Here is a 26,245-nt window from a genome sequence, read left to right on the forward strand (position 1 = left end):
CTCCTCCAAGTAGTTTTTTTTATTATGGAGTGTTTTTGCTTTTTAATTGGGCAATTTTTTACCGTCCCTGGTAAAAATTTCCTAGCTTGTGTAAAAATTTAGACTAGGAAACTTTTTCCAGGTGTTCTTCTGCATCTGCTTGTGGTTGGTTGCGTTCAGAAAAATATTTTATAATTTCATTTGTATAACCAGACACTTCGGTGGCACAAAATTTACAGGCAACAAAGGTAACATCATCCTCAAACCTATTTCCCTGAGTAAAATCTATCAAATCTAATTGGATTGTATTAACAATATCATTTGTATTTAATGTATCTATGCCTTTTAATTTTTTCATAAGTCTGCGTTCAGAATATTCTCGTTTATTAGAGTTTTTTGCTTCTGTTAAACCGTCAGAGTATAAAAAAATAATATTATTTACCTTAAAATCAATAGTATGAACTTTAAAGGGCTGTTGTTTATTTGTTTTATCAGGGCTTATATAACCTAAACGTTTTCCATTTCCTAATAAAGTTGAAGGAGAAGAAGTATTAGAATCTTTATTGATTAAAAATGGAAAATTTTGAGCTGCATTTGCATAAAGTAATTTTTGTTTGAGCGGATCGATGATAGCACTAAACATAGTCATCATTCGTTCCTCTCCACCTATACTTCTTACTATAACGTCAAGTTCTTCAAGAATGGTTGATGGTTCATCCATATCTCTAGAATAAAGAGAGTCGCAGTAACCTTTCACAGCGGCAGTTAACATAGCACTAGGAGTACCATGCCCTGTTACATCGCCGAGCATAATTAAAATTCTTTTGTTGCTTAAAGGATAAAAATGCCACCAATCGCCGCCACACTCAGAAGCTGATTGGAAAAATGCAGATATTTCAAAGTAACTGACTCTTAAATTATTTGCTTTTGGAATGAAGGATTTTTGCACTATTTTAGTAGTTTCTAATTCATTAGCCATTCTTTGTTGTTCTTTTTCATCCTTAATGAGTTGGATAATTTGTTTTACCATGTAATTAAAATTTACTTTCAAACTTTCAATTTCATCTTTTCCAAAAAATCTATTTTTAAATTCGGTTTCATAAAGTCTATTATTTGCAATTTCCAAACTTGCTCGTTCAAGTTCTTTTATAGGACTGATGATCAAATGATTCACTACTAAAAAGCTAGTTATGACTAAAACAATTCCTAAAATAGAGAATAATATTGAATATTTTATTAATAATTCTTTTGATGCTAAGGAAATATGTTTTGTAGAATAAGTCATTACTAAATAACCAACTTTTAAGTTAGCATATTTTTCTTTTTTGGAATTTTTAAAAAATAAAGGGTACGCTAAAATAAACTTTTCATTCTTTCTGTCTTCTATTTGCAACAAAATACTATTTTTATTGTTGTATTCTATTTTAAATAACTTTTCTTTTTCTTCCTTTGAAATGAGATCTTCAATTACTACGTTAAGAGGTTCTTTTTTTGTGCCTCTAACTAAATATGAGATAGAGTAACCTTGTTCAGAAAATAAGGAAGCAGAAATAACGTTTGAGTTTTTCATTAATTGGTTTAAGGTTGAGTTTATAGTTTTAAAATCTATTTCCCAAAGAGCATTTTCTAATACAGGTATGGCAGAGGTAAATGAAGAAAAATTATTTTTCTTTTCGTAAGATTCCATTTCCTCTCTATTTTCTGAAATTTCATAATATGCAAAAGAACCTGTCACTACTAGAATTATAAAAATCAATGCTGTCGCAATTTTAGCTGTAAGCGGATATTTAATTTTAGCTGTTGCTAATTGCGACATAGAATCCTTTTAAAAAATTTCATTTCTAATAAAAAATTCTATGCGGTTTTCGGATGTCTAGTAATCTACTTTAGGTAGGCAGATAAATGCAAAAGTGCTTCTAGGCGCAATTCTGCTTGGCGTACAGAATTTCCAAAACAATATATTCCATGGTTTTCAAGTAAAAAGGCGCAAATAGGAATTTTTTTCTGCTGACTAAAAAATTGCTCTTCGATAAGCTGGGAAACTTTTTCCATATCCTGATTATTTTTGATTACGGGTAAATAATAATCAGTGTTGTGATCTTTATAACCTAATGCTTTTAATAACTCGTGCCCTGGAAAGATATAAAAACCAAATTTTTCGCAATTTTTACTTTCATCTAAGTTAACACAGTTTTTTTGTAACTGAATGTATTCAAATTCTAAAGCGTGGCAATGAATTACCGCGTTAACATAATCTAAATTTTTATAAACTAAAGCGTGTAGTAATGTTTCATCACTGGGTTTAGGTGCAAGGGGATGAATGGCGTTACCTGTTAACTGAGTTCTAATAAATTGTGAAGAATTTAAATTTCTTTTGTGAATTCCTGACTTAGTAATTAAAAAATGATCTACATTTTTTGTGCGAATGCTGAAATTACTGCTTGTTGCGGGAATTGCATGACGTTTGTCTAAACGTTTTGCTACCTCACACATTTTATTAAGTTCGATGTGTTCTAACGACGACAATGGGTAGAATGATGCATCTTTTATAATTTTCCTATATTGTCTCATTGCTTATCTAACTCTTCTCTAAATAGCTTTATCGTGGAAGTAATTCCTTTGTGATTAGCGAATATACCTGTTCCTGCATTTAAAACAAAATCTTTCCCAAAATCTTTTTTTGCTTCAGGTGCATGCTCAGGTTTTATTCCAGCACTAGGTACAGGAATAGTAGGATTGATTTCCCAATTTTCATTTTTAGCTTGGCAAGAATTGGCAATGTCCACTGCTAAAGGTTTATCAAGACCCAGTTTGCCATAGGGACTCGGAAATAAACTTAAATCGGCTCCAGCTGCACGGATAAATTGAGCTAAAGTAACACGAGGATGAATTGTGCTTGTTGATTCTCGAATACCAAAAGCACCAATTAAAGCTGGATGAGATAAAATGGGGAGATGAGTTAAATTTCTGAGTTGTTGCAAAAATTCAATACCACTTGTCCAAGTATTTATTAATAGAGCTTGTGCTCCTGCATTTTGCAGTTGTTCGATTTGTTCTCTGAAATTTAACGCACAAAATTGAAAATGCACAGCATACAAGGTTTTCAGCCCATTTTTTTCTGCGGTGTTAGCAACTTGTTCAACTCTTTTTAAAGTACTAGAAAAAGCTTCGTCATGTCTAATTTCATCATCTTTTAAAATATGCAACCCTGCCTGAGCAGCTTCCTGATAAAAGGAACAAATTTGTTCATCTGCCATAGCAACATTAGGTTTTAAAATTCCCATCAAAAGGGGATGCGACAAATCTGCCCCAACTTTTTCTTTTAATAAATTCGCATTCCACTTCGGACCTTGCAAAATATTTTTAGCAAAACAATCTTTAGAAAACCATACTGAATTTAATTGAATATTTTCATAAAAACTCATTTTACCGTATAGTATAGTTAATAGCCAAGATAATTTCCCTTGCCAAATATTATGCGGGAAAGCTAAAGTAACAACGTGGGAGCTTTCAGTTCTTTCATAACTCACAATTTTAGCAACTTTTTCAATCAACACACTTTTTTTTACAAACTGTTCTTCCCACGCGCCTAAAGTTTGGCCAATAGCAATTTCTTCAATGATGGAAGTTGGATATTGTGCTGCATTGATGACAAATTTAGCAAAAGCATGTGGTTCATTCCCTAATGGAGAAAGAAGTTCTTTGCGTTGAATATTTAAATCCATCTTGTTACCTTTTCAAGCTTAAATTTTTGCATTTAAAAAATTAGAAATTTGAAATTCTTGCCCAGTTTTATGAATAACACCAAATTCAGTAATAATTCCTGTAATTAAATTTGCAGGAGTGATATCAAATGAAGGATTCCAAACTGAAATTCCGGGTGCTGAAATTTGTTTTCCATGCAGATGAGTCAATTCATGCGCTGGTCGTTCTTCGATTAATATTTCTTTTCCTGTTAATTTAGAACAATCTATAGATGTGCTTGGTGCTGCTACATAAAATGGTATTTTATGGTAATGAGCTGCGATTGCTAGCTGATATGTACCCACTTTATTAGCTGTATCTCCATTTGCAACAACTCTATCCGCTCCAACAATAACTGCATCAACTCCTTTTTCATGCATTAAAAATGCTGCCATTGAGTCAGTAATTAAAGTAGCAGGAATTTTTTCATATACCAATTCAAAAGCTGTTAAACGTGCTCCCTGATTATAAGGTCTAGTTTCTGTAGCATAAGCATGAGCCAATTTATTTTTTGCAAATAAACTTCTGATGACCCCAAGGGCTGTGCCGTATCCAGCCGTTGCTAAAGATCCTGTGTTACAATGAGTTAAAATTTTTACTGAATTTAAATGCGAAAAACAATCTGCTCCAAAGTTTCCAATAGCTTTATTATCTGCAATATCTTTTGCAAGTAATCCGCTCGCTTGTGCAATAAAAAATTGGGCAAGTTGATCTGAATTTAAAAGGTCAGAATATTTAACATCTGTTTGTTTATTTATCAAAGCTTTCATTTGCTCTGCCATTTTAAATAAATTAACAGCAGTAGGACGACTTGTGCACAAGTAATCTAATTTATCAAAAATAAATTGTTTTAAATTTTGGAGGGACATTTGTTGTTTTAATTGACCAACTTCACATGCTAAACAAAGTGCTGCTGTAATAGCAATTGCCGGTGCTCCACGAACCTTCATTTGTTGGATAGCATTCCAACCTTTTGTAGAATCGCTGCAATCTTCATAGACAAATTGATCTGGTAACAGTAATTGATTTAATATTTCTAATTTCCCATTTGCATACTTTATTGCTTCTAATGAATTTGGCATTTGTTACCTTTCTGCTTTTAGAGTCTTTTATTTCCAATATTTTCCATACAGTAACTCTAACTTTTTCTTTGTTTCTTCAGGAATTAACTTAATATTTGTCATGATAGAATTTTGAGCAGCAGAAAAGATTGGATTTTCTGTTTGTTTTGGGAAGGATCTATGAATTTCCAAAGCAATTTTTTTCGAAGTTTGAACGTTTTTATTTAAGACAGCAATTACGGCCTCTACAGTAACAGGCTCCTCTTCTTCTTTCCAACAATCGTAATCAGTAACAAATGCTAAAGTAGCATAAGGAATTTCTGCTTCTCTGGCCAATATAGCTTCAGGCATAGCTGTCATTCCAATAATTACAGCTTCCTTAGAACGGAAATAATGGCTTTCTGCGCGAGTGCTAAAACGCGGACCTTCAATACAGACCAAAGCCCCCCCAAAATGGGTAGGAATTTTTTCAGTTAAACAAGCTGCATGAATGTATTTTTGCAATTCAGGACAGTAAGGTTCGGCAAAGCTAACGTGTCCAACAACACCGGTTCCAAAAAATGTGCGTTGGCGAAGGCCTGTCGTCTGATCTAAAATTTGGGTAGGGATCACTGCGGTTCCTGGGGCCGTTTTTTCTTGCAGCCCACCCACTGCACTAACGCTAATGATATGCGTTACTCCTAATTTTTTTAAAGCATAAATATTAGCGCGGTAATTTACTTCAGACGGAAGAAAACGATGTCCTCTTCCGTGTCTAGGTAAAAATGCAATTGGGCGTCCATCAATTTCACCCGTAATAATTTTATCAGATGGTTTTCCAAAGGGAGTCTCAATCTCTTTTTCTTGAACATTTTGTATTCCAGGTAAATCATATAAGCCGCTTCCCCCAATAAATGCCAAAAATGTGTTTTTTGTTTCAGTCATGAGAACTCCTAATTAAAAATATGGGTTGAAAGAACTTCTGCAAAGGCGAGATCCATTTCAGTAACACCCCATTTGGGTTGATGCGTACAAATCTCTACAGCCAATTCAGTAAAATTATCAAGTCTAAAATTTGTATGGTGATCAGAAGTTTCTTGCAAGTCACATAAATATTCAAGTGCATTTAAGGCTTGATGATAATTAGAAAATTTAAAATTCGTAAGAATATAGGGGCCACTTGTATTTGATTTTAAATGCCAAGTAATATTTTTATAAAAAGTATTTTGAAGTTTATTATTTAATTGGGCTACCGCTTCTGGTAGATTAGAAATTAAAGCGCGTGAAGATTTTTTAATTTTTTGAATTTCTTCTTTATCTTTAATACAATCTTCAATATGATTTTTAAAAAAATTGTTATCTAAAATTATCTTTTTAATATTTTCATCGCTTCTCAAAGCGTTAAAATAATGGAATGATTTCGTTTCTTTTCCAGGTAAAAATATTTCATTGCGGAACAGTTGAGTTAAATAAAAGTAACAAAAAAATGGTGCAAAGCTTATATCTACAGCATTTAATTGATTTCCACCGAAAAAAACTGAATTTTTTGGTAACAATTTTTCTAGATTTTCATATGCTAAATGAAGTTTTTCTAAAGCTTGGGTAAATTTAACTTTACTTTGGCAGGAAAAAAAACAAGCCATTAAGTATCCTGTTACTTCATTATTTAGTCTTTCAATCAAATATTTATTTAATGCTTTTTCTGTTGAGTCTTTTCCAAATAAAAGAGTTTTAGCTGCAAATGTTTCGTCTAAATATTCCATAATCACTAGACTTTCAGCCAATCCTTGTGTTGAAGAAATTTCAACTGTGGGGACTGTTTTATTAGGATTTAACTGCACAAATTTTTCTGGTGGATTTTTCAAATCAATTTCAAGGAAAGAAACTTCACTCAAAGAAATATTTTTTATTTGTGTTGTTAATTTAACTCGAAAACAGAAGGGGCAAAAGGGAATGGTATAAATATTCATTTCAATCTCCAAAATTATGAACAAGTAATGAAATTAATATGACATTTTCTGGAACAAGGATGGGAAAAAAAATCCCCCACCGAAGCAATGTTAAATCCGATATGTACATAAATCATTTAATAGGACAATGCTATGCTCATAAAAACAATTGATTACATTATAATGTATGTCGGGGTTTTTATTGCCGTGATTGTCCAAGCGATCTTCTTAATGCTACCTATTAATTTAAAAAACTGGGAAGACGACTACCTCTATGTACTAACTTATATTGGTTTGCAGGGTGTTTCTGCTGGTATCCTATTTATACTTGTTCCCTTCTTTCTAGAAATCCGTTCTTTGCAAACCAATACTCTGTGTTTTGTCATAATAGGTGTTTGTGTAATAGCAGCACTTAGAGCAATTAAGATCATTCCATTAGAGTTTACTTTTCCAGCGACAGCTCCTGTTATTCCTGCTCCAAAAATACTCTTTACTGATTTTCACAATCAACAGAGGTATTCAAACTTATCTGATTTTTCATTTGAAGAAGCCGATGGGGAGTTGCGTTACAATCAATTTAGGGAAAGATTGTTGAAAACTAGAGCAGAAGATAACGAAACCATTCTTGAAGAACTTATTGGGATGGAAAACAACATGCTAGATTAGTAAAAACATTGGATTGTCCCGCCATTTGAAATTGTCTTAAAATGCAGCTAACTTCTCTGGAAAAATTTAATTCTTTGACCTTAAAAGATGATTGCATTTTTTTTGGAATGTTTGTATCTATGCCCTTCACAGGAGCAAGAACTTCTTTACAAGTTATTCTTTCTGTGCTTATCCTACACATGATTTTTTTTTGTTTGTTTTTATTTTTGTTGCCTACACTGGAGGATTATACCGTGGCAAAGGAAAAATTTGAGCGTTCCAAGCCTCATATGAACATCGGTACCATTGGTCACGTTGACCACGGTAAGACCACTCTTACAGCTGCTATTTCTGCTGTTCTCGCTACAAGTCAAGGTAAAACTGCTACTAAATTTGATGAAATCGACAAAGCGCCAGAAGAAAAAGCTCGTGGTATTACCATTAACGCTTCCCACATTGAGTATGAAACTGCTAACCGCCACTATGCACACGTGGACTGTCCTGGTCACGCGGACTATGTAAAAAACATGATTACTGGTGCTGCGCAAATGGACGGTGCTATCCTTGTTTGTGCTGCGACTGATGGTCCAATGCCACAAACTCGTGAGCACATTTTGCTTGCTCGTCAGGTGAACGTTCCATACATCGTTGTATTTCTAAACAAATGCGACATCGCTGACCCTGAATTAACAGATCTAGTTGAAATGGAAATTCGTGAACTTTTAACTAAGTACAGTTTCCCAGGTGACGACACTCCTGTAATTCGCGGTTCTGCTTTAGGCGCGCTTCAAAATCCAGGCGATGCTAATAATGCAAAATGCATTTTAGATCTTATGGCTGCTGTTGACTCCTTTATTCAAGAGCCACCACGTCCAATCGACAAACCTTTCCTTATGCCAATTGAAGACGTGTTCTCAATTTCTGGCCGTGGTACTGTTTGTACTGGTCGTATTGAACAAGGTATTTGCCGTGTTGGTGAAGAGCTTGAAATCGTTGGAATCAAACCAACATCTAAGACAATTTGTACTGGTGTTGAAATGTTCCGTAAGGTTCTTGACCAAGGTCAAGCTGGTGACAACGTTGGTGTTCTTCTTCGTGGTACAAAACGTGAAGACGTTGAACGCGGACAAGTTCTTTCTAAGCCAGGTTCTATCAAACCTTTCAAAAAGTTTACTGCGCAAATCTACGTTCTTAATAAGGACGAAGGTGGACGCCATAAACCTTTCTTCAAAGGCTACCGTCCTCAATTCTACTTCCGTACTACTGACGTGACTGGTGTTGTTGACTTGCCAGCTAACGTGGAAATGGTTGTTCCTGGTGATAACGTTGAAATCACTGTTGAACTCATTACTCCAGTAGCAATGGAACCAGGTCTACGCTTCGCTATCCGTGAAGGTGGTCGTACTGTTGGTTCTGGTGCAGTTGGTAAATGCATTGAGTAATTTTTACTCTTCGCATTGTTAATGCAAAATAAGCTCTCTAGTTTTTCTAGGGAGTTTTTTTTTGCTTAAATTTTGATTGCGATTTTTCAATTTCAACTTTTATTTAAAAAATTAGCATCAATCTCTTTTTTGTGTTAAAAAGCCCAAAGATATTCAATAATTCTATCGAGGTGGCAATTTATGCAAATAAATTTACGGAAAATTAAAAAAATATGTTATTCCGCTGGTTTTTTAGCTCTTTGTTTTCCTTTTTTCCCCCCCTTTTTTCCTATTCCAGGTCAATTTTGGCAAAACTGTTTTGCTGCTCCTGCTCAAATAAAAACTCAAGCTCCCGGTTACTTTCGTCTTGCAGTAGGTGATTTTGAAGTAACAGCTTTATATGATGGGAATTTAAAACTCGAACACTCGCAAATTTTTAAAGGGGTAACGGCACCGGAAATAAAAAAACTACTAGAAAAAGTATTTATTACCGGAACAGAAGTAATCACTCCAATAAGTGCTTATTTAGTAAATACAGGTAGCAATTTAGTTTTAGTCGATGCAGGTGCTGCGAAGTGTTTTGGAGCAGGTGGTGGGAATTTAATAGATAGTATTAAAGCGGCTGGTTACAGCCCTGACCAAGTTGAAACTATTTATATCACGCATATGCATGGTGATCATGTTTGCGGATTGACTAGTGCAGATGGGAAAATGAATTTTCCAAATGCAACTGTCAGTCCTTCACAGGCGGAAGCTGATTTCTGGTTAAGTGAAAAAACTTATCAAACAGCTCCAGAGCAATTTAAGTCTTTTGTAAAAATGGCAGTTGATGCTGTAAAAGTTTATCGCGACAATAATAAATTTAAACCATTTGGCCCAAAAGATGCTTTGGTAAAAGGATTTACAGCTGTCCCAACATATGGACATACGCCCGGACATACAAGCTATCAAATTTCTTCGGGTAACGATTCGTTAATTGTAATTGGAGATATTATTCATAGCTATTCTACTCAATTTCCTAATCCAAAAATTGGAATTATGTTTGATAACGATGGAAAAAAAGCGATTGCCCAACGGGTGGGATTATTTGCTAATGCAGCTAAAAATAAAATATGGTTAAGCGGGGCTCACTTGCCTTTTCCAGGGATAGGTCATATTCGCAAAGAAGGAAAAGGATTCGCTTGGGTTCCTGTGGAATATGCTCCTTATGGAGTATCAAATTTTCGGAAATAAAAGTTTTTAAGATGAAGAAAAATATTGAACAAGTACCTACTAAATTAGTTAATTTAATAACACCTGCCGGATATAAAAAACTAACCGACGAATTTCAGCAATTGGCAAAAAAAGAACGCCCTATTGTTGTCCAAGAAGTTTCTGCAGCAGCAAAATTAGGTGATCGTTCTGAAAATGCGGAATACCAATATGGCAAAAAACGGTTGCGTGAAATCGACAGACGGCTACGTTTCCTTGACAAACGTATTTCTGCAGCTAGGGTTGTCGATCCAGGGGAACAATCGGGTGAAAAAGTTTTATTTGGGGCTACTGTAAAATTAGAAAATGCAGATGGCAAACTGTTTACTTACCAAATTGTTGGGGAAGATGAAGCTGATTTGAATTTAAAAAAAATAAGTTGGAAATCCCCTTTAGGACAAGAATTATTAAATAAAAAAAGAGGTGACATAGTTGTTGTTGAAGCCCCTGCAGGTGTGCGTGAATTTGAAATAATTGATTTTCAGTTTATTTAAGTTTTAGTTAAAATAATTGATTTTCCGTTTGTGTAAGTTTTTTGAACCAGGGAGGTTGCGGTGAAAACACAAGATATAGAATATCGTGTGCAAGATGTCACATGTCGAGGTTATTTAGTTGAACCTAAAGCACAAGGATTAAAACTACCTGGTGTTGTTATGTATACCGATTTTTGGGGATTAAACCCCAGACAAAAAAAAGTAGCTGAAAAACTTTCGCAAATGGGAATGGTGGTGTTGGTTGCTGACATGTATGGTGAACAACAAATTGGGACAACTTTTGAAGAGTCAGGCAAGCTCATGCATTCAGTTGTGGATCATGATGACATTTTTACAAGTCGTTTGCTTGCTCCCTTTGAACTGCTAAAGAGAAATTCGAATATTCATCCCAATAAATTATTTAGTATTGGTTATTGTTTTGGTGGAGTCTGTTCTTTGAAACTTGCCCGCATGGTTGATGATTTGCACGGTGCAATTTCAGTTCATGGCTTGTTAGCAACTAAAAATAGAGTTCAGCCCCATAAAAAAATGCCAAAACTTCTTGTTCTCCATGGGGCAAGAGATCCTATGGTGCCGCAAGAAGATATCGTTGCTTTTCAACAGGAAATGAACGCTTGTAATGCTGATTATACATTTATCGCTCACGGATTAAGTACACATGCTTTTACGAATGCTGATGCTGCAGGCACTGAAGCAACGGCCTATAATTTTCTCGCTGATAAACGTTCTGATCTTTATATTAAATCATTTATTTTCGAGCATTTTTCTTCTTAATAATTCTTGAAATTTTTCACACTCATCTGAGAAAATCATTGTGTTTAAAAAACCAGTTTGGAAGTTCAAGGCTTGGAATGAATCTTCTTTTAACTCTACAGCAAAAGCAATTGTAAAAAATATGGGATGAAGAAGTTTTTTCTGATCATCCCGAGTTTTTAATTCGTCTATGTAATATACCAAAGCAATATCATATAGATTTGGGCAGGACTTCTGCAGAAAAATATTACTAAATGGAAAATTATATAAATATTGAAATCCGTCCTTTGAAAAATCAAATAACCGCTTAAAATATTCAAATATATTTTGATTGAGAATTTCAGTACAATATTTTATAAAATTTAAATCATTACAATTAGTAGAAGTTAAAAAATGATTTTCTAGTTGCTGAATTGTCGGCATTTTTTTAGCGATTAATGGAATTTGAACTCTTCCAATATTTTCAAACCCTATCATAGATTGAAAAGTTCCATTAAAACGTTTAGAAATATGGCGTTCATTAAATATAATATTTATTTTATGCCAATTACTTAATGTTTTATCAATGTTTTTAGGTATAGATCGTACTAATTTTTTTCCTTCTTCAATTTGATTATAATTTAACTGAATTGACACTAAATTTAAAAAATAAGGTATTCTATATGAAAATAACAACATTTTTTTATAGGTATGAATGATAATTAAGCAAGTAATTTTTTTGCTTTGATAATGTGATATAGAGCATTTTTTGTTATAAAAATTAACTAAAAAATCATAAATTTTTTCTTTCCCTAAAAAAGAATCTAGATTGCATAATTTTTCTTCTTTTAATTCTGGTGTGAGAGAATAAAAATGAATTAAAAATATGATCCAAAAGCTTTTTTCATAAATGACATCTAAATTATTTTTTATTTTATGGATAAGTTCACATTTTTTATTAATAAAAATGTTAAATATTGTCGGATCTTTTGCGTTATAACATACTTTATTCATAGATTCGCAAATAGCTAATTCATCTTTAATATGATTTGCGATATGAATATAATTTTTGTCATTAATAAATTGAGTAAATTTATTAGCTGAGTTTTGTAAAATTTCATAAAAAGCTTGAGCTTCAATACAAGGAGCAGTTTTTTCTTCTAGTACTTCTTTGTAAATTTTTATACGAAATGAGGTGTAGTTGTTTTTGCCTTTTTTAAGAAGCTTATCAAATGTTTCTTTAAATAAATCAAGTTCATTACCCAAGAATTTTTTTAGACCAATGCGGGGATTATATAAAATAATATTTATTTTTTGATATTGATTATAAAGAAAGACGGCATAAAAATTTTCACTACAATTTTCTTTAATAAAATAAAATTTACTATATTTATTTTCTTGAATAAGTTGGGCTATTTCTCGATCAAGCAGTGTTGAAAACTTATTACTTTCAATCTCATGTTCAAATACGCTATCAATAATATAATCTGGAAACAGTTGGCCTATAATTGAGTTGTATTTTAAAAGAAGATCTTCTTGATTGCTGAGACAGTATTGAATATTATGTTTTGTTTCTTGGCATTTAATTAAAAAATTGATGTAATCTAAACGTTTTTCTTCAAAAAACATTTTAAAACTAGAAAGCTCACCATAAGTAAAGTAATCCTCTTTTACAAATTTTAAAAATAAACAGACTAGTGCGAAAGAAGAATTTTTTACCAATTCATCTACAATTCCCTTAGAATTTTTAATCGGCTCAAGGGTAAGGATATGCTTCTTGATCAAATTCTTATTGATCCTAGGCATGCTTTGAAAAAAGACCATAAATATACAACCTCCATATTGTTATTTATTTCTTCTAATTTTTTTATATTTTTTTGAAATCAGCAAAAAATATAAATCAATTTTTTATATAGAAATTTTTAAAAAAAGAAATACGCAACAGGAAGAATTTTCAAAAACTTCAACTTTAACTTTTTGCAGATTATTTATATTTTTCAAATAGGAGATTTTAGATAGACATGGAGGTGCCGATCGGATTTGAACCGATGTATAAACGATTTGCAATCGTTTGCGTAGCCGCTCCGCCACAGCACCTTGAGTGCAAGACGTATATCCCTTCTGTTTAGGCTTTGCAAGTGGGGATAGTAAAATTTTTGGGAATAATTCGCCTTAAGCTTTAAGATAAACTGCTTACATATTCTAACCATAAATTATCGAGTTCATGAAATAATGCAGGAAATTCATTGCTATAGAGCTCTCGGACAAATTCCATAGAAGAATTGGGGACATTGAAATGGGTGTTCCCACTGCGGGTTTCCCTATCAAAATAAATTTGCGAGGAAAACCTGTCACAGATATCAACGATAGCCAGCAAATGCCTATCTGTGGGCCAAGCTAATTGAAACCGTTTGCAAATGGTCTGCAGAATATCTTCTTCAATTTCTCTATGGAGTTTATCCACTTCTTTTTCCCGAATTTTTATAGGGTAAATAAGATCACTGGAATAAGCCTCCGCCAAATCATGTAATGCTGCAGCATGGTACAATTGAATGCGGTGGGTTTCTGGTAAATTTAATTTTGCTGCTAGAAGTCTGCACAAAAAAACCACTTGAAAAGTGTGTTCCCCCACACTCTCTGGAAAGTGATAACTCCAACCTTTATAACGGTAGTGTTCTTTTAATTTTTCTACCATACCTAAGAAGGTTCCTGAAAATCCAGAAATACCATCTTCTTGTAATCCTTTATTAGCCTCGTAAAATAATTCATCCAATAAATCGACCGCTTTTTTCCATTCAAGTCTTCTTGCAGGTGCTTTAATGGTTTCCTTGCAAGGATGCTTTTTAGCTAGAGATTGGCCAGCAAATATTTGTTTGCGTTTTTCATCGTAATGAGTTTTATGGCGTTCAGCTGCAAAATATTGATTACCAAGTAAACATTCTTTCTCAATATATAATTTTGACGCGAAAGCATCGACAAGTTCATGCAAGCCAAATAATTCGCTATTGCGAGTAGTCTCAATCCCTAAAGACTGTTCCGTTTCTTGCCAAATTTTTCCACGAATTTGATTATAAATATCTTTTACTTTGGGATGATTTTTTCGTAAATGATAACTAGGATCACCAAGTAAAGTCTTAGGAAGTTCTGCAAAAATAGACAATTCAATAAATTCGCATTGTTCTTCTATAGTTAAATTTAGATGAGGAGCTAAGATCATGCTCAATATAATTTGGGTGTAACCATGTTCTGCTGCGGATTGTTTCTTTATGCAAATGGAGTCGGAAAATAAAGGTAACGAGCAGATAATTTTTAATTTTCCTAATTTGCTTGGTAATAATTTATCCATAAATAAAAACCTTGTTAGGATAGAGAGTAATCATAACCTTTTGCATATTCTAAGTAACGCATTGTGGTTGCAAATATTTTTTCAAACTCTTCGTCTGTTACTTGACGAACAACTTTTGCGGGAGAACCCAATACTAAACTTCTGGGTGGAATTTTTACTCCTTGCGTGACAATGGCCCCTGCGCCAACTATCGATTGAGCTCCAACAACCGCACCATCCATTACAATAGCACCCATTCCTATGAGACAACCTTCTTCAATTGTACAACCATGGACTGTCGCTAAGTGACCTATACTCACATTTTTGGCTATAGAAGTAGGATATTTTTGATAAGTACAATGAATGATAGCCCCGTCTTGAATATTAGTATTTTCACCTACAAAAATAGTATGCACATCTCCACGGACAACTGCATTAAACCAAACACTACAATTGTCTTCTAACGTAACAGCGCCAGAAATCCTTGCGCCGCAGGCGAGAAAAACTGAATCTGCTATTTTAGGAAGAATGCCTTGATATGCAGTAATACTTGCCAACGGACTTCTATTTTTTTGTTTCCCTTTGCTCTGCGTCATAAAAAACCCTTTGTTTATTTCATTTTAAAAGTTTTAACCGATCTTTTTATGTGACAATTTTATTCTTAGTTTATTGGAAAATAGAAAAAACAATGAAACCGTTACATCTTGCAAGACAGCATTTTTTTTTCCAAATATCCTTAGGAATTGTTTTTGTTTTCTCTTTATTTGTTCCTTTAAAAGCAACAGGTCAAAATAATTCAAGTTTAAAAAAATCTGAGCCAATCTATCAAAATCCGTTTGATCTGGCTAGCGGCGGAGCTTCGCTAACTCGTGCAACCCAAGAAGGGGTCATGTTTTCCAATCCTAGTTTACCTGCTTTTGGGGAAGGGCATTTTCGTTGGATTTTTCTACGTAGTACTTTTAGTGTTGCTGAGGGAACAATAAAAACAGGCGCAGATCTGCTAAAATCAGCAAGCAGTGCAGGCTCAACATCGAGCTTAATTAACAATGCAGCAAGTGATTTATTTAAGTATCCAAATTATATCGGTTTAAGTAACGCTGCCGGAGTAATTACTTCTGAATTTGGAATAGCAGGTTTTGCTGCAAATAAATTATTTACCAATGGCAAGCGGTTTGGGAGCGTTGGTGTGCCGCAATTAGTGGTGCAAGATAATGGTTTTGCGGGTGTTGCAACAACCATGAGCACCGCATTTGGCGATCATCTCGCAATTGGGATTGGACCAAAATATATTTACAATGCGGAAGTAAACACAACTCTTTCGGTGAACGAAGTATTAAGTCCGTCTACTGCTTCTGCAAAATTAAGTAACGCCTTATTAACAGGTAATGCTCTCGCAGCAGATATAGGTTTTACCCTTCAACAACGCACAAAAAACTTTGACATTCGCTTGGCAGGTGTTGTCGCCGATGTAGGAAACACGACGTTTAATAGTGGACTTCCACCTTGGTTGCAAACATATAACGCAGGTTTGGGTTTTGCCGTGCATGACTTTACCAATGCTCTTCATTGTGCAGTTGATTATCGCGACATTACTGATGTTTACGGAGAAGATTTGCCTAAAAAAATATATATGGGCTGCAAAGCTTTGGTTACCAGAATATTTGGTTTTGGTTTTGGATATTTGCAAGGTTGGCCGAGTTACGGATTTGTTTTGAATTTATTTTTATTCCGCTTAGAAGCGGGTGTTTACACAAGAGATATTGCAAATCAAGCTGGGTTAGTTGGACAAAAAGTGTACTTTGTTTCTTTAGGTTTTGAGCTATGAAACAAAAAATTATTTTTGTTACAATATTTTGTTTTTCTGTAAATTTAGTTGGTTGTTCAGGCAATATTTTAGCCCGATATTCCACCCAAAAAAGTTTACAAGAACAAGCAGAATATGACATGCAAAATGGCGATTACACTGCAGCACAAACAAAATTACAAACTATTTTAGCTGGTGATCCATTAAATTATACCGCTGTTTCTATGTTAGCAGCTTGTTACGCTGCCATTGGTGGTGTTATATTAGTTGATATTTTAATTAAATCAGCCGTACAATCAACAAGTGGAAACAATTCAAATAGTAATTCTATTACGTTAGCTTCTTCAGTATTACCAACACCAACTCCAACTGTATTTGCACAAATGGCAATTGCTATTAACACTATGGCAACAATTCCACAAACTAGTTTAACTAGTGAAATGTCTTTTCAACAACAAATGTTTTTAGACTTGTATTTACTTTTGCAAATTCTTGATTTGATTAATACACTTCGTGCTGGTGGCACGTTAACAAATGCACAAATAACTCTTTTATTCAATACAATTGGTAATATCAATTCGGTTTCGGGAAGCAATAATAATCAAGTCAGTCAAGCCGTAAGTAATATTACAAATGGAATTAATAACTCCCCAGGAGCAAATCAAAATCAACAAGTTGCAAACTACTTAACCCCTTTTATCTAAAAAAATATTTTAAAACTAATTATTATCTATAAATTTTGTAATTCAATATTTTAAAAAATTGCATAAAAATAATTCATAATTAATATTTGTATATTTAAAATATTAATTTTATTAATTTAAAATATATTTTTAAAAAATTTTTATCTTATTAAAAAATTAAATTTAAGTTAAAAATAAAATATTAAAATTATTAAGATAACAGACTGAAATGGAAACCAAATTAATAAACTATTATTTTTTTAGATATTAAAATTAAAAATTATGATAAAATATGTAAAATTAATTATAATTTATATGCATTTTTTTTGACAAATTAATTTCATTTCGCTTATACATACAAAATTGCAAATATACGCATCCGTTACTTTGCAATTACAGCAATTTATATCTTTTGCTTTAAGTATTTTGTTTTTTTTAGGAGAAAAATACATGACAGTTCAAAAAACTTTAAAACTCACTGCACTTGGCTTGGGTATGGCAAGCATTGCATTAACGGGATGTAAAGGTAAAGATGGTGGTAATGGTGTTGATGGGAAGTCAAATATAGTTAATGGTGCAGGTGAGCCAGCAGTTCATCCTGAAACGAAAGAGCCTATTCGCGGCGGCTCACCTTTAGAAGAAGGATCTGACACTACTGTTACTCATAGATATAAAAATGATAAAGGTGAAGAAGTTTTAGTTACAACTACATACAATAAATCAAAACACAAACTAAAAATTGTAGCTTCTGATAGAATAGCATCAAATGGCTGTATGAATTTTACAGTGCAACTAGTTTCTGCAAAAAATGATAAAATTTTAGAAGACATAACTGCATTTTTTAAAGGTGTTGGTACAGGTAACAACATGAATTCAGGAGTTGCGCAAGTAACACTCAATTCAGCATCTGAAAGAGATTTTGTTATTGAAGATGGACAAATCTGTGCAAAGAGTTTCTTGTATAATGAGGTATTAAAAAAATCAACTTCTTCTACGGAAAATGAATATGGAACAAATGGTAGTAATGAACAAGTTCTAGAAAATATTGTTCTTACAGCAAGAATGGGTGATTTAGAACCAGTAAATGAAATAATCAAAGTGGTTGATGCACAAACTGTAGTTAACTCAATTCCTACTGAAGAAAGAACAATAGTAATTCCGCATGGTGCAGTTTCCTTTCCAATTCCAATTACTGCAAAATTGGTTGGTCGTTATTTATCTTCAAGAGATCCTAGAGCAAATGAAAATTCATTCAAATTATTTGAGCGTATTGCTGAGGTTACTTTAAAAGATAAATTAGGGAAACCAGTTAAAATAACATTCAATAAAGAAAAAATGGGTTGGGAAGTACATTCTAAAGATTTGGAAATAAGCCCTGAAGCTAAAGTTTATAAACTTTCTGTTAGAATCAAAGCAGACCTAGCAAAAAATGAAGCTGAAACACCTGTACACAATCAAGAGCTATTTATTAAAGTTGTTCCTGCAATTCCTGTAAGCTACAAAATTCATAAGCTACATACAAACATTCATGGAAGACAATCTTTCGATATACGAGCTAAGTTTTCTGATGGAACTGAACGTTCAATTTATGAAGCACAAAACACAAAAAATAAAGGATATAATGACTCCTTTAAGGTAACTTATAAATTTGCAAATGTTGAAACTGCTAAAGCAAATAATTCTCTTAATTTTTCTATCAAACGTGAAACAAATACAGGCTTCGATGTATTAGCTAAAACAAAAAATCTAAATAGCGTTGTTCAAAATTCTTTTACTGAAGATATTAAGTATAGTGAATTAATAAAGAAAGATATTAATATCCATAATTTGCCACTTATTGATGTCGATTCTGAAAAGAAATTTAGTTCTACAGATAACAATTTCTATAGTTTAACTGTAGATATTGAACATACAAGAGACTATTTGAATAGAAATGACAAAATCACAACTTCAGCTAGTATTGATACTTTTAATGAAGAATTAATTAATAGTGATTTATCTGCAAACCAATTAGCAAGAATTGTAAATAATAATGTTCATTGGAAAACAGCTGAAGACAAGTGGAATAAAAATAGAACTCTTACTGACAAACATTTCTTTGTGGTTTCAGATCAAACTACAGAGTTAAAGCAAGAATTTTATGGAATTGAAGGTGGAGCTAATTATAATAAACCTATCTTAACTACAGCTGCAAGCGGATCAATCCCAGCAACTTCAGTAGAGCTTCCTCAAGGCGGTATAGCTTATGATGAAATTGAGAAAAATCTTTGCGTAAAAGCACTTCCAAAATTGTTCGTAGGAAATGTGGAAGTTCAAGGATTCCAAAAAATTGCTAAACTAGAACAGTTAGACGCTGATAGAAAAAACTTTACCTTATATTTTGACAAAACTGATAAGCAAGCAGAAGCAGTACCTTCAACTCATTTCAATAAAAATATTATTTGTGCAAACAATAAAGCTGATTTAAAAACAGTTTCATTTAATGCGGTTTTCCAAGATCGTAAATCTAATAATTTAAGTGTAACTGTGGTTAAAGCTGTTGAAACACCTAAAGTTGTTCTTGCATTTGATGACAAGCAAAAACGTACAATTCTTTCTGCTAGTAACAAAGAAAAAGGTATATCATTATTTTACTTAATGAGTGATGACGAACTAGGTTCCCTAATTCCAAAGAATTCTCCAATTTATAACGAATTAGTTGTTCATGGCGAAGATAAAACTTCAACTAATAACAACATTTCACCTATGTCATTGTCTGTAGATACAGCTAATAGCAGTCCATATGCTAAACTTGTTGTTACAAATACTCCTTTTGATAGTTCAAGTTATCAATTTCAAGAAGTTAAATTTAAATTTACACCTGCGACATTCACTCGTCCAGCTACAATTATGGATAAGTATTTTAGCCATGTTGCTTCATTAAGCCTTGATAAAAATAATATTAGAGCTATGTACACTTTAAATGAACAAGATAATCAATATTTCAACTATAATAATATCAATTCTGATGGCAGCATTGAATGGGACAAATATTACTATGATTCATCTAAAATCTCTAGTGATATAAAAGCTAAAGAAGGTGAAATAACAGCTAAAGAAGGTCAAATTACAACTAAAGCTAATGATATTTTAGCAAAAGAAACTGCTATAAGTAATAAGAAAACTGAGATTGCTAATAAATCGGCTAGAAAAACTCAATTATTAGCTATTGCTACAAGATCAGATATTGAAGAAACTGAGTTAAAAGCAATTACAGCTCTAGATACTGATTTAACTGCTCTTGAATTAGGTTTAGCTACTCTAAAGACCGAAAAAACTACTTTAGAACAAGAAAAAACTACTTTAGAACAAGAAAAATCTAATTTAGTAAAACAGTTAGAAGATTTAAAAAATGATGTTCCAGAGCATATCTAGTTTTTTGAAAATAATTTTCTCTTTATGAAGAAAATTATATCGTAATCATCCAACCCAATACTCCTAATTGGGTTGGATTGTGTTTTATACATTTATTTAGGTATTTTTTGATTACTTTCTTATAAAATTTAAAATAATGTGTTAAAATTTTATAAAAATCAGTAATGTTACTAATTTAAGTATATTTCATAATAGTAATATTAAAAATTGATTAAAGTAATAGCAAATACTTAATATTATAAAAATTGTCATACAATTTTGTATTTTTTTATAAATTCAATAATTAAATTCATTTAAAATTATAACAAAATTTGATATAAAATAGTTAAAAATATTTATAATTATTTATATTTAAATTAATTATATAGTTTATCCTTATTATAATGGAAATTTAAATCATAAAATTCAAGAAATAAGAAAAAAATACAAATTTTTATTGTACCAGTTCAAAAATACCTGTGTACTGTGGTAATTTAAAATATATATATTATTAATAAAAAATTAAAATATTAAAACTTATAAGATTACAAATAAAATAAATTTTCTATTTAATTATAATTTATGTACTTTAGTAAAATTTAAAAATATAGAAAAAAAATCTTTTAGCTAACCAATTTTATGTTTTTTCATTCCCATAAAAAAAATTAACTAATTAATTTTATTAAATTTTTAAAAATATAATGAAGTTTTAACTTATGTTTTAAATTTTGTTCTTTTTGACAATTTAAAAAAACATGATCTATAGTTTGCCGAATTGCATAGATTACCAATTCGTGAACTTGCAATGATGTTTTCGTTAACGTTCTTTTTTTTTTATTCTGGAGAAAAGTATGTATAAAAAATCAGTAAAACTTACTGCAATTGGTTTAGGTCTTGTATCTTTTGCTTTAGTTTCTTGCAAAAGTAAAAATGATAATAAAAATAATGAATCAGCTAACCCAAATCCTGTTGAAAAAACAACGGAAAATAAAAATATGGAAAAACTTGAAGTCAGCTTTAGCAGCAAAAGTCTTTCTTTAAAAGGTGGTTGTGCCGTTGTAAATGTTAATTATACTGATGCTAAAGGAAATAAATCTCCTAATTTAGCAGCATTTAATGATAATAATTTTTCTATTTCTCTTGTTGGAGCTTCAAGTAAATATTTCGAATTAAAAGATGGTGAGCTTTGTACAGTTGCTGCTGATAAAGATGGCAAAAAAATAACCAACAATGGTGAAAAAGCTACTATTGTTGCAAAATTTAATAATTTATTTGCTTCAAACACTTTAGTCGCTGTTAAAGATACTTTTAATGCTATCAATACAAGTTTAACAACTGATCAAGTAAAAGCTTCTGGTGAAAAAATAAGCTTTAGTATAAAAGGGTTTTCTAACTCTTCAGTCAGTAATGATGATTTGAATGCATTAAATACCTTAACTGATACAAATTATACTATTGAAGTTATTGACACTGTATCTTCCGTTGTAATTGCGAATGCAGTTACATTTAATGCTAAAACTAAAGTCTGGGAATTAAATACTAAAGTACTTGGTTACCAAGCTGATCCTACGAAAAATACTGAAAACGAAAAACTTTTAAAAATTAAAGCTACATCAAAGAACAATACTTCAGAATTCTACGAAGTAAATTTAGCTAAAATAACTATTACAGCTCCTGTAGTTAAATCTGTTAAGTTTGAAAATGTTAAAAGCAATTTCTTAAAAGACTCAACAAATAAATTAAATTTCGTTGCAGTTTATAGTGATGACTCTGTTAAACCAATTGCTCATACTAATATTACATTTGTAGTTAAAGATGATAGTGAAACAGTACCAACTGATGTAACTGTTGAAAACGGTAATTTAATAATTAAAAATACAGCACAAGACTCAGTAGCTTCTGGTAAATATTATAAATTAAAAGCTACAGCTGGTTCTAATATTATTCAAACTAATAACTTTCATGAAGTTATTTTTGTTGTAGGTGAAAATGCACCAGAAGTTCAATTTAACTTTAGAGAACTTGGACTTACTGGGCAATTTAATTCCGTAAATGATACTTTGACTGCAAAAACATTAGCAAAAGGTGCTTCTGAAAGCGATATTAACTTTATCAAGTTAGACCAAGATTATGCTAAAAATAACTGCGTAAAAGTATTGCCACGCTTGAAAATTGGTACAACTGTACTCGAAAATTTAATCCCATTTGATGATTCAAAATTGATTAAATCTGATAGTGATAAGTTTACAAGTAACTTTAGTATTACTAAAGATGTTATTTGTGCGCAAAAAGCTGCTGATTTAAATACTAAACTTGTCTTGAATTATAAGTTCCAAGGTATTGTTTCAAATCCTCTAACTGTTACAGTTGGTGATGCAATTTTAACTTCAAAGGTTTCTGCTGGTGTTGCTGGTAAAAGTATAGTTGAATTCAAAGATTTAACAAAAAAAGAAGAAGTATATGTTAAAGCTTACTATACTTATACTGATGGAAAAATATCTAATCAAGAAGCTTCAACAGCCGATGCTGCTAAGTTTAATTTTACATTAAGCAATACAAATTCTCCATTTAAATTAGCTATAAATGGTAGTAATTGGGTGCTTTCACATAATGCTAATATTTCAACTCAGTATAAAGACCAAGTAAATGAAGTTTCAATCACAGCTAAAGTTCCATTAAACAACGGACAAGTAGCAAATGGTGATAAATTAGTTGTTAAATTTGCTGATTAATTTCAAATAAAAATACATTACTGTAATGCATAGTATTTTATATCCTTAGAGTTTATCTAAGGATTTTTTTTATTTAATCTTTTTCTTTAGGAATGTAATTATCAGTATTGTAGTCCAGCTCATATTTTCTTCTGGCTTCGTATTTTGCCCTAGCAACGGGATCTTGGCTTATATATTCTAATGTACTAAATTTTTTTCAATTTTAGGTGTTTGCATAGCCAAGTTGGTCTTTTTTAAGACAACTTTGAAAAAGTGTATTATTTTATATTCTATGATTTAAAAGAAAAGTAATGAAGAGAAACTAAGTATTCTTTAGTTTCTCTATTTCAGAAATGGGTAGGTCTGTTATTTTACTAATCATTTCAATTGAAAAATGATTTACTAAAAGGTTTTTTGCTATTTCAAGTTTTCCCTTAGCAAAACCTAGTTGTACACCTTCATCTTTCCCTTTAACAAAACCTAGTTGCTCTCCCTCATTTTTCCCATTTTGAAAACCTTTAGTAAAACCAATCTGTAATCCCTCTTCCCTAGCCCCATCCATATCGGTGTTGTAGTCAAGTTCATATTTTCTTCTGGCTTCGTACTTTGCCCTAGCAATGGGATCTTGGCTGATATATTCAAGTGTATTAAATGCTTTTTCAATTTCAGGTGTTTGCATAGCCATGACGGTCTCCTTTGAAGCACCTTTAAAAAAGTGCATCCATTTGTCCAGTTCATTATAATACTGATCTGGGATTTTGGGAACTTCTAAAAAGTAAAGTTGGAAATCATTACTAAAAATATATTTTGTATCAATATCAAGGGTTTTAATTTTAGTGAAAAAATGTTCTTTGTGTTTAAAGAAATTAAAATTTAAAATATGAATACAGATAGCCGGTTTTAAGGTTTTGTATTTCTTTCCACTAGTTAATTGTTGTTCATAAAGTTTTGCCCAGTAATACAAACAACGTTTTTCGTATTCATAAGTATTTTGCACTTGAATTTCAATGTTGACAAAACTTTCATTATTAAGTTTTGCCAACACATCTAGCGTAAATCGTCGAACCTTCACACATTGCCGAGTAAACGTCAATGAAGTAACTTAATTTATAGTGATTTATTTACGTAATTTGATAAATGAATAAGAATTGTTTCTTTATCCGCTGTCTATATTATTAAATTCTTTTGGGGTAAAGACGTTTTTCCCAGCATGAATATGCTTAACAAGCATTGAAAAATATTCTCTAGGATTTATTCCATTTAATTTACAAGACTCTACAAGAGTAAACATAATAGATGCTGTTTTTGCACCTTGTTTTGAATGAGTTCCATACCAAGTTTTTCTTCCTATAACAGGACTTCTAAGTTGTCTTTCTTGGTGATTATTATCAATGGGCAATTCAATATTTTCGATAAATCTTGTAAGCCCTTCATGGTTTTTTAAAAAATAGTTTATAGCGATTGCTAGTGTACTTTGAGCAGAAACTCCTTGTAACAATTTTTTTCCTATTATCTTCATGTCTTCAAAGAGTGCTTTCATTTGATTTCTATTTTTTTGGAGTAGTTGAGGATCCTTTTTTCCATCTGATTCTAACCTATAAATTTCATGATACTGTTCAATGAAGAATTTACTTTCAGGGAATTTTTCAGCTTCCATGAATTTGCGACGACTATGCGCATTGCAATAAATATTTTTAATTAATGGAATATTTTTATTCTCTCGCTGTTTATTTACTTCTGTTGTTGATTTAACGTAACCGGAATAAATGTCACTGACTAAATATTCACACTTAGATTTGCCAAGAATCTCAGAAGCGACATCGCCTGATCTGGTATTCCTGATTTCAAAGTATGAGCTTTGTTTGTTGGAAAATCCCCATAAATACCAGCTCTTTTTTTCATCTCCTTCTAACATTCGGTGAGGAGTTTCATCCGCATGTAATACGTTTGAAGATAATATTTCTTCCTTTACTTTATTATATGCCAGCTCAACATATTCGGCTAGTTTATGTGTCGTACCTATTAAACTATTGGGTGGTAAATCCACAAAGCCTTCACGCCCTGCTATTGAACTGTATCTTTCAATAGGGATGAGATCACAGTACTTTGTCATTGCAACATCGACTATCATTTCGTCACTATAAACTGAACTTGGTATTATTTTTTTAGGAGTAGGAGCAGTCTTAATATCTCCATGACATTTGGTACACCGGTATTTATGTCGCTTTTGTTTTATTATGTAGTAATCTTTTGGCTCTGTTGTTAAAAACTCACTATCTTCAGTCATTCCAGAATCACGCATTTGTGAACCACAGCAGTTGCAAATAGGCAGTTCCTTAAATTCTACATGTTCTTCAATTATTTCTGCTTCAGGATATCGCTCAGAAGGAAGTCTTTTAATTTCATTGGCACGTTTTTTTGAACTATTTTTCTTTATATTATCAGATGGTTCTGAAGTACTTTTATCTTTTACAATCCTTTCAGATTTTTCTCTAAATATCCTTCGTCTAAGTAATACAAGTTGCCCCTCAACTTCAACAATTTTATCCAGTAACTCTTTATTATGCTTTTTTAAGCTATCTCGTTCTTCAAGGATGAGATTGTGTTTTTGAATAAATTCATTATGAGAATTTAATATTTTCTCAGTATATTTCTTTTGATTTTCAAAGAATTCAATCAGCTGTTTGCTATTGAATTTTAAAAGATCATTCGCGGTAATTTTTTCGAATAGATTTTTTTCCATTCGCGCAAGATAACACCTAATTCATTAAATTTCAAGCATTTGATTTGGTTGTGTATTTTCTAATTTCTGCAGGACTTTCAACAAATCTTTTGTTTAGATCTGTTCCTTCAAAAAATAAACTAAATTCAGCTTGAGTAAGAATAATTTCTTTTTTATACCTCGGATTTATTCTTGAAAATAACCCTTTTTCAAGCCTTTTGGATATGATTACGAGTCCAGTACCATCATAATAAAGACACTTACAAGAACCTTTTCTTATTTATAAATAAAAATAAATGTCCCGAAAAAGGATCCTTACGAAGAACATTTTTTGCACGATTAAATAACCCAT

Annotated in this window: 20 protein-coding genes and 1 tRNA gene; 9 read left to right on the top strand and 12 right to left on the bottom strand. The window is 31.9% G+C overall.

Features of this window, described 5'->3' with window-relative positions; translation table 11 throughout:
- Positions 1-103 precede the first annotated feature (103 nt).
- From QEJ31_RS10815 to QEJ31_RS10840, 6 genes are all read right to left on the bottom strand, one after another.
- A complete protein-coding gene (locus tag QEJ31_RS10815; RefSeq protein ID WP_280590054.1) occupies positions 104-1,795 on the bottom strand; it encodes a SpoIIE family protein phosphatase in 1,692 nt (563 codons plus the stop codon).
- A gap of 65 nt (positions 1,796-1,860) precedes the next feature.
- Positions 1,861-2,550 (bottom strand): class II aldolase/adducin family protein, encoded by a 690-nt coding sequence (locus QEJ31_RS10820; protein WP_280590056.1) that lies wholly within the window; start codon positions 2,548-2,550, stop codon positions 1,861-1,863.
- Positions 2,547-3,704 (bottom strand): RuBisCO large subunit C-terminal-like domain-containing protein, encoded by a 1,158-nt coding sequence (locus QEJ31_RS10825; RefSeq protein ID WP_280590057.1) that lies wholly within the window; start codon positions 3,702-3,704, stop codon positions 2,547-2,549. Before QEJ31_RS10825 ends, QEJ31_RS10820 begins: the two co-directional genes overlap by 4 nt.
- Before the next feature lie 18 nt (positions 3,705-3,722).
- Complete coding sequence (gene mtnA / locus QEJ31_RS10830; RefSeq protein WP_280590059.1) at positions 3,723-4,805, bottom strand: S-methyl-5-thioribose-1-phosphate isomerase; 1,083 nt, start codon at positions 4,803-4,805, stop codon at positions 3,723-3,725.
- Positions 4,806-4,832: 27 nt separating this feature from the next.
- Positions 4,833-5,708: an S-methyl-5'-thioadenosine phosphorylase gene (gene mtnP, locus QEJ31_RS10835; protein ID WP_280590061.1), complete on the bottom strand. Its 876-nt coding sequence runs from the start codon at positions 5,706-5,708 to the stop codon at positions 4,833-4,835.
- Between the two features lie 8 nt (positions 5,709-5,716).
- Positions 5,717-6,733 carry a glutathione S-transferase N-terminal domain-containing protein gene (locus QEJ31_RS10840; RefSeq protein ID WP_280590063.1) on the bottom strand — a complete coding sequence of 339 codons (1,017 nt, stop codon included), beginning with the start codon at positions 6,731-6,733 and terminating at the stop codon, positions 5,717-5,719.
- A gap of 132 nt (positions 6,734-6,865) precedes the next feature.
- Between QEJ31_RS10840 and QEJ31_RS10845 the strand changes: the two genes are divergently transcribed.
- From QEJ31_RS10845 to QEJ31_RS10865, 5 genes are all read left to right on the top strand, one after another.
- Entirely contained in the window at positions 6,866-7,378 is a 513-nt protein-coding gene (locus QEJ31_RS10845; RefSeq protein WP_280590064.1) for a hypothetical protein, read from the top strand.
- Positions 7,379-7,611: 233 nt separating this feature from the next.
- Positions 7,612-8,799 (top strand): elongation factor Tu, encoded by a 1,188-nt coding sequence (gene tuf / locus QEJ31_RS10850; protein WP_280593283.1) that lies wholly within the window; start codon positions 7,612-7,614, stop codon positions 8,797-8,799.
- Between the two features lie 180 nt (positions 8,800-8,979).
- Positions 8,980-10,011 (top strand): MBL fold metallo-hydrolase, encoded by a 1,032-nt coding sequence (locus QEJ31_RS10855; RefSeq protein ID WP_280590065.1) that lies wholly within the window; start codon positions 8,980-8,982, stop codon positions 10,009-10,011.
- An 11-nt stretch (positions 10,012-10,022) separates the two neighbouring features.
- Positions 10,023-10,523, top strand: coding sequence for a transcription elongation factor GreB (gene greB, locus QEJ31_RS10860; RefSeq protein WP_280590067.1), 501 nt, complete (start codon positions 10,023-10,025; stop codon positions 10,521-10,523).
- 60 nt (positions 10,524-10,583) lie between these two features.
- Positions 10,584-11,297, top strand: a complete 714-nt coding sequence (locus tag QEJ31_RS10865) for a dienelactone hydrolase family protein (protein WP_280590070.1) — start codon at positions 10,584-10,586, stop codon at positions 11,295-11,297.
- Here the strand turns inward: QEJ31_RS10865 and QEJ31_RS10870 are convergent.
- The 4 genes from QEJ31_RS10870 to QEJ31_RS10885 form a co-directional block, all read right to left on the bottom strand.
- Complete coding sequence (locus QEJ31_RS10870; RefSeq protein ID WP_280590072.1) at positions 11,268-13,079, bottom strand: hypothetical protein; 1,812 nt, start codon at positions 13,077-13,079, stop codon at positions 11,268-11,270. The two genes, QEJ31_RS10865 and QEJ31_RS10870, sit on opposite strands and share 30 nt — an antisense overlap.
- 198 nt (positions 13,080-13,277) lie before the next feature.
- A tRNA-Cys gene (locus tag QEJ31_RS10875) sits at positions 13,278-13,352 on the bottom strand.
- A gap of 82 nt (positions 13,353-13,434) precedes the next feature.
- Positions 13,435-14,601: an HD domain-containing protein gene (locus QEJ31_RS10880; protein ID WP_280590074.1), complete on the bottom strand. Its 1,167-nt coding sequence runs from the start codon at positions 14,599-14,601 to the stop codon at positions 13,435-13,437.
- A gap of 14 nt (positions 14,602-14,615) precedes the next feature.
- Entirely contained in the window at positions 14,616-15,176 is a 561-nt protein-coding gene (locus QEJ31_RS10885; protein ID WP_280590075.1) for a gamma carbonic anhydrase family protein, read from the bottom strand.
- A gap of 92 nt (positions 15,177-15,268) precedes the next feature.
- Here QEJ31_RS10885 and QEJ31_RS10890 point away from each other — a divergent pair, with 92 nt between their 5' ends.
- The 4 genes from QEJ31_RS10890 (at position 15,269) to QEJ31_RS10905 (ending at position 23,192) form a co-directional block, all read left to right on the top strand.
- On the top strand, positions 15,269-16,405 hold the full coding sequence (locus QEJ31_RS10890) for a hypothetical protein (protein ID WP_280590076.1): 1,137 nt from the start codon (positions 15,269-15,271) through the stop codon (positions 16,403-16,405).
- Entirely contained in the window at positions 16,402-17,088 is a 687-nt protein-coding gene (locus QEJ31_RS10895; RefSeq protein ID WP_280590077.1) for a bacterial transcriptional activator domain-containing protein, read from the top strand. Before QEJ31_RS10890 ends, QEJ31_RS10895 begins: the two co-directional genes overlap by 4 nt.
- A gap of 429 nt (positions 17,089-17,517) precedes the next feature.
- Complete coding sequence (locus tag QEJ31_RS10900; RefSeq protein WP_280590079.1) at positions 17,518-20,481, top strand: hypothetical protein; 2,964 nt, start codon at positions 17,518-17,520, stop codon at positions 20,479-20,481.
- An 830-nt stretch (positions 20,482-21,311) separates the two neighbouring features.
- Positions 21,312-23,192 (top strand): hypothetical protein, encoded by a 1,881-nt coding sequence (locus QEJ31_RS10905; protein WP_280590080.1) that lies wholly within the window; start codon positions 21,312-21,314, stop codon positions 23,190-23,192.
- A 301-nt stretch (positions 23,193-23,493) separates the two neighbouring features.
- Here QEJ31_RS10905 and QEJ31_RS10910 read toward each other — a convergent pair whose 3' ends face one another.
- Together QEJ31_RS10910 and QEJ31_RS10915 are read right to left on the bottom strand one after the other, a co-directional pair.
- On the bottom strand, positions 23,494-24,243 hold the full coding sequence (locus QEJ31_RS10910) for an Rpn family recombination-promoting nuclease/putative transposase (protein WP_280590082.1): 750 nt from the start codon (positions 24,241-24,243) through the stop codon (positions 23,494-23,496).
- Positions 24,244-24,327: 84 nt separating this feature from the next.
- Positions 24,328-25,914 (bottom strand): IS66 family transposase, encoded by a 1,587-nt coding sequence (locus QEJ31_RS10915; RefSeq protein ID WP_280590084.1) that lies wholly within the window; start codon positions 25,912-25,914, stop codon positions 24,328-24,330.
- Positions 25,915-26,245 lie beyond the last annotated feature (331 nt).

This window comes from Pigmentibacter sp. JX0631, from assembly GCF_029873255.1.
Taxonomy (GTDB): Bacteria; Bdellovibrionota_B; Oligoflexia; order Silvanigrellales; family Silvanigrellaceae; genus Silvanigrella.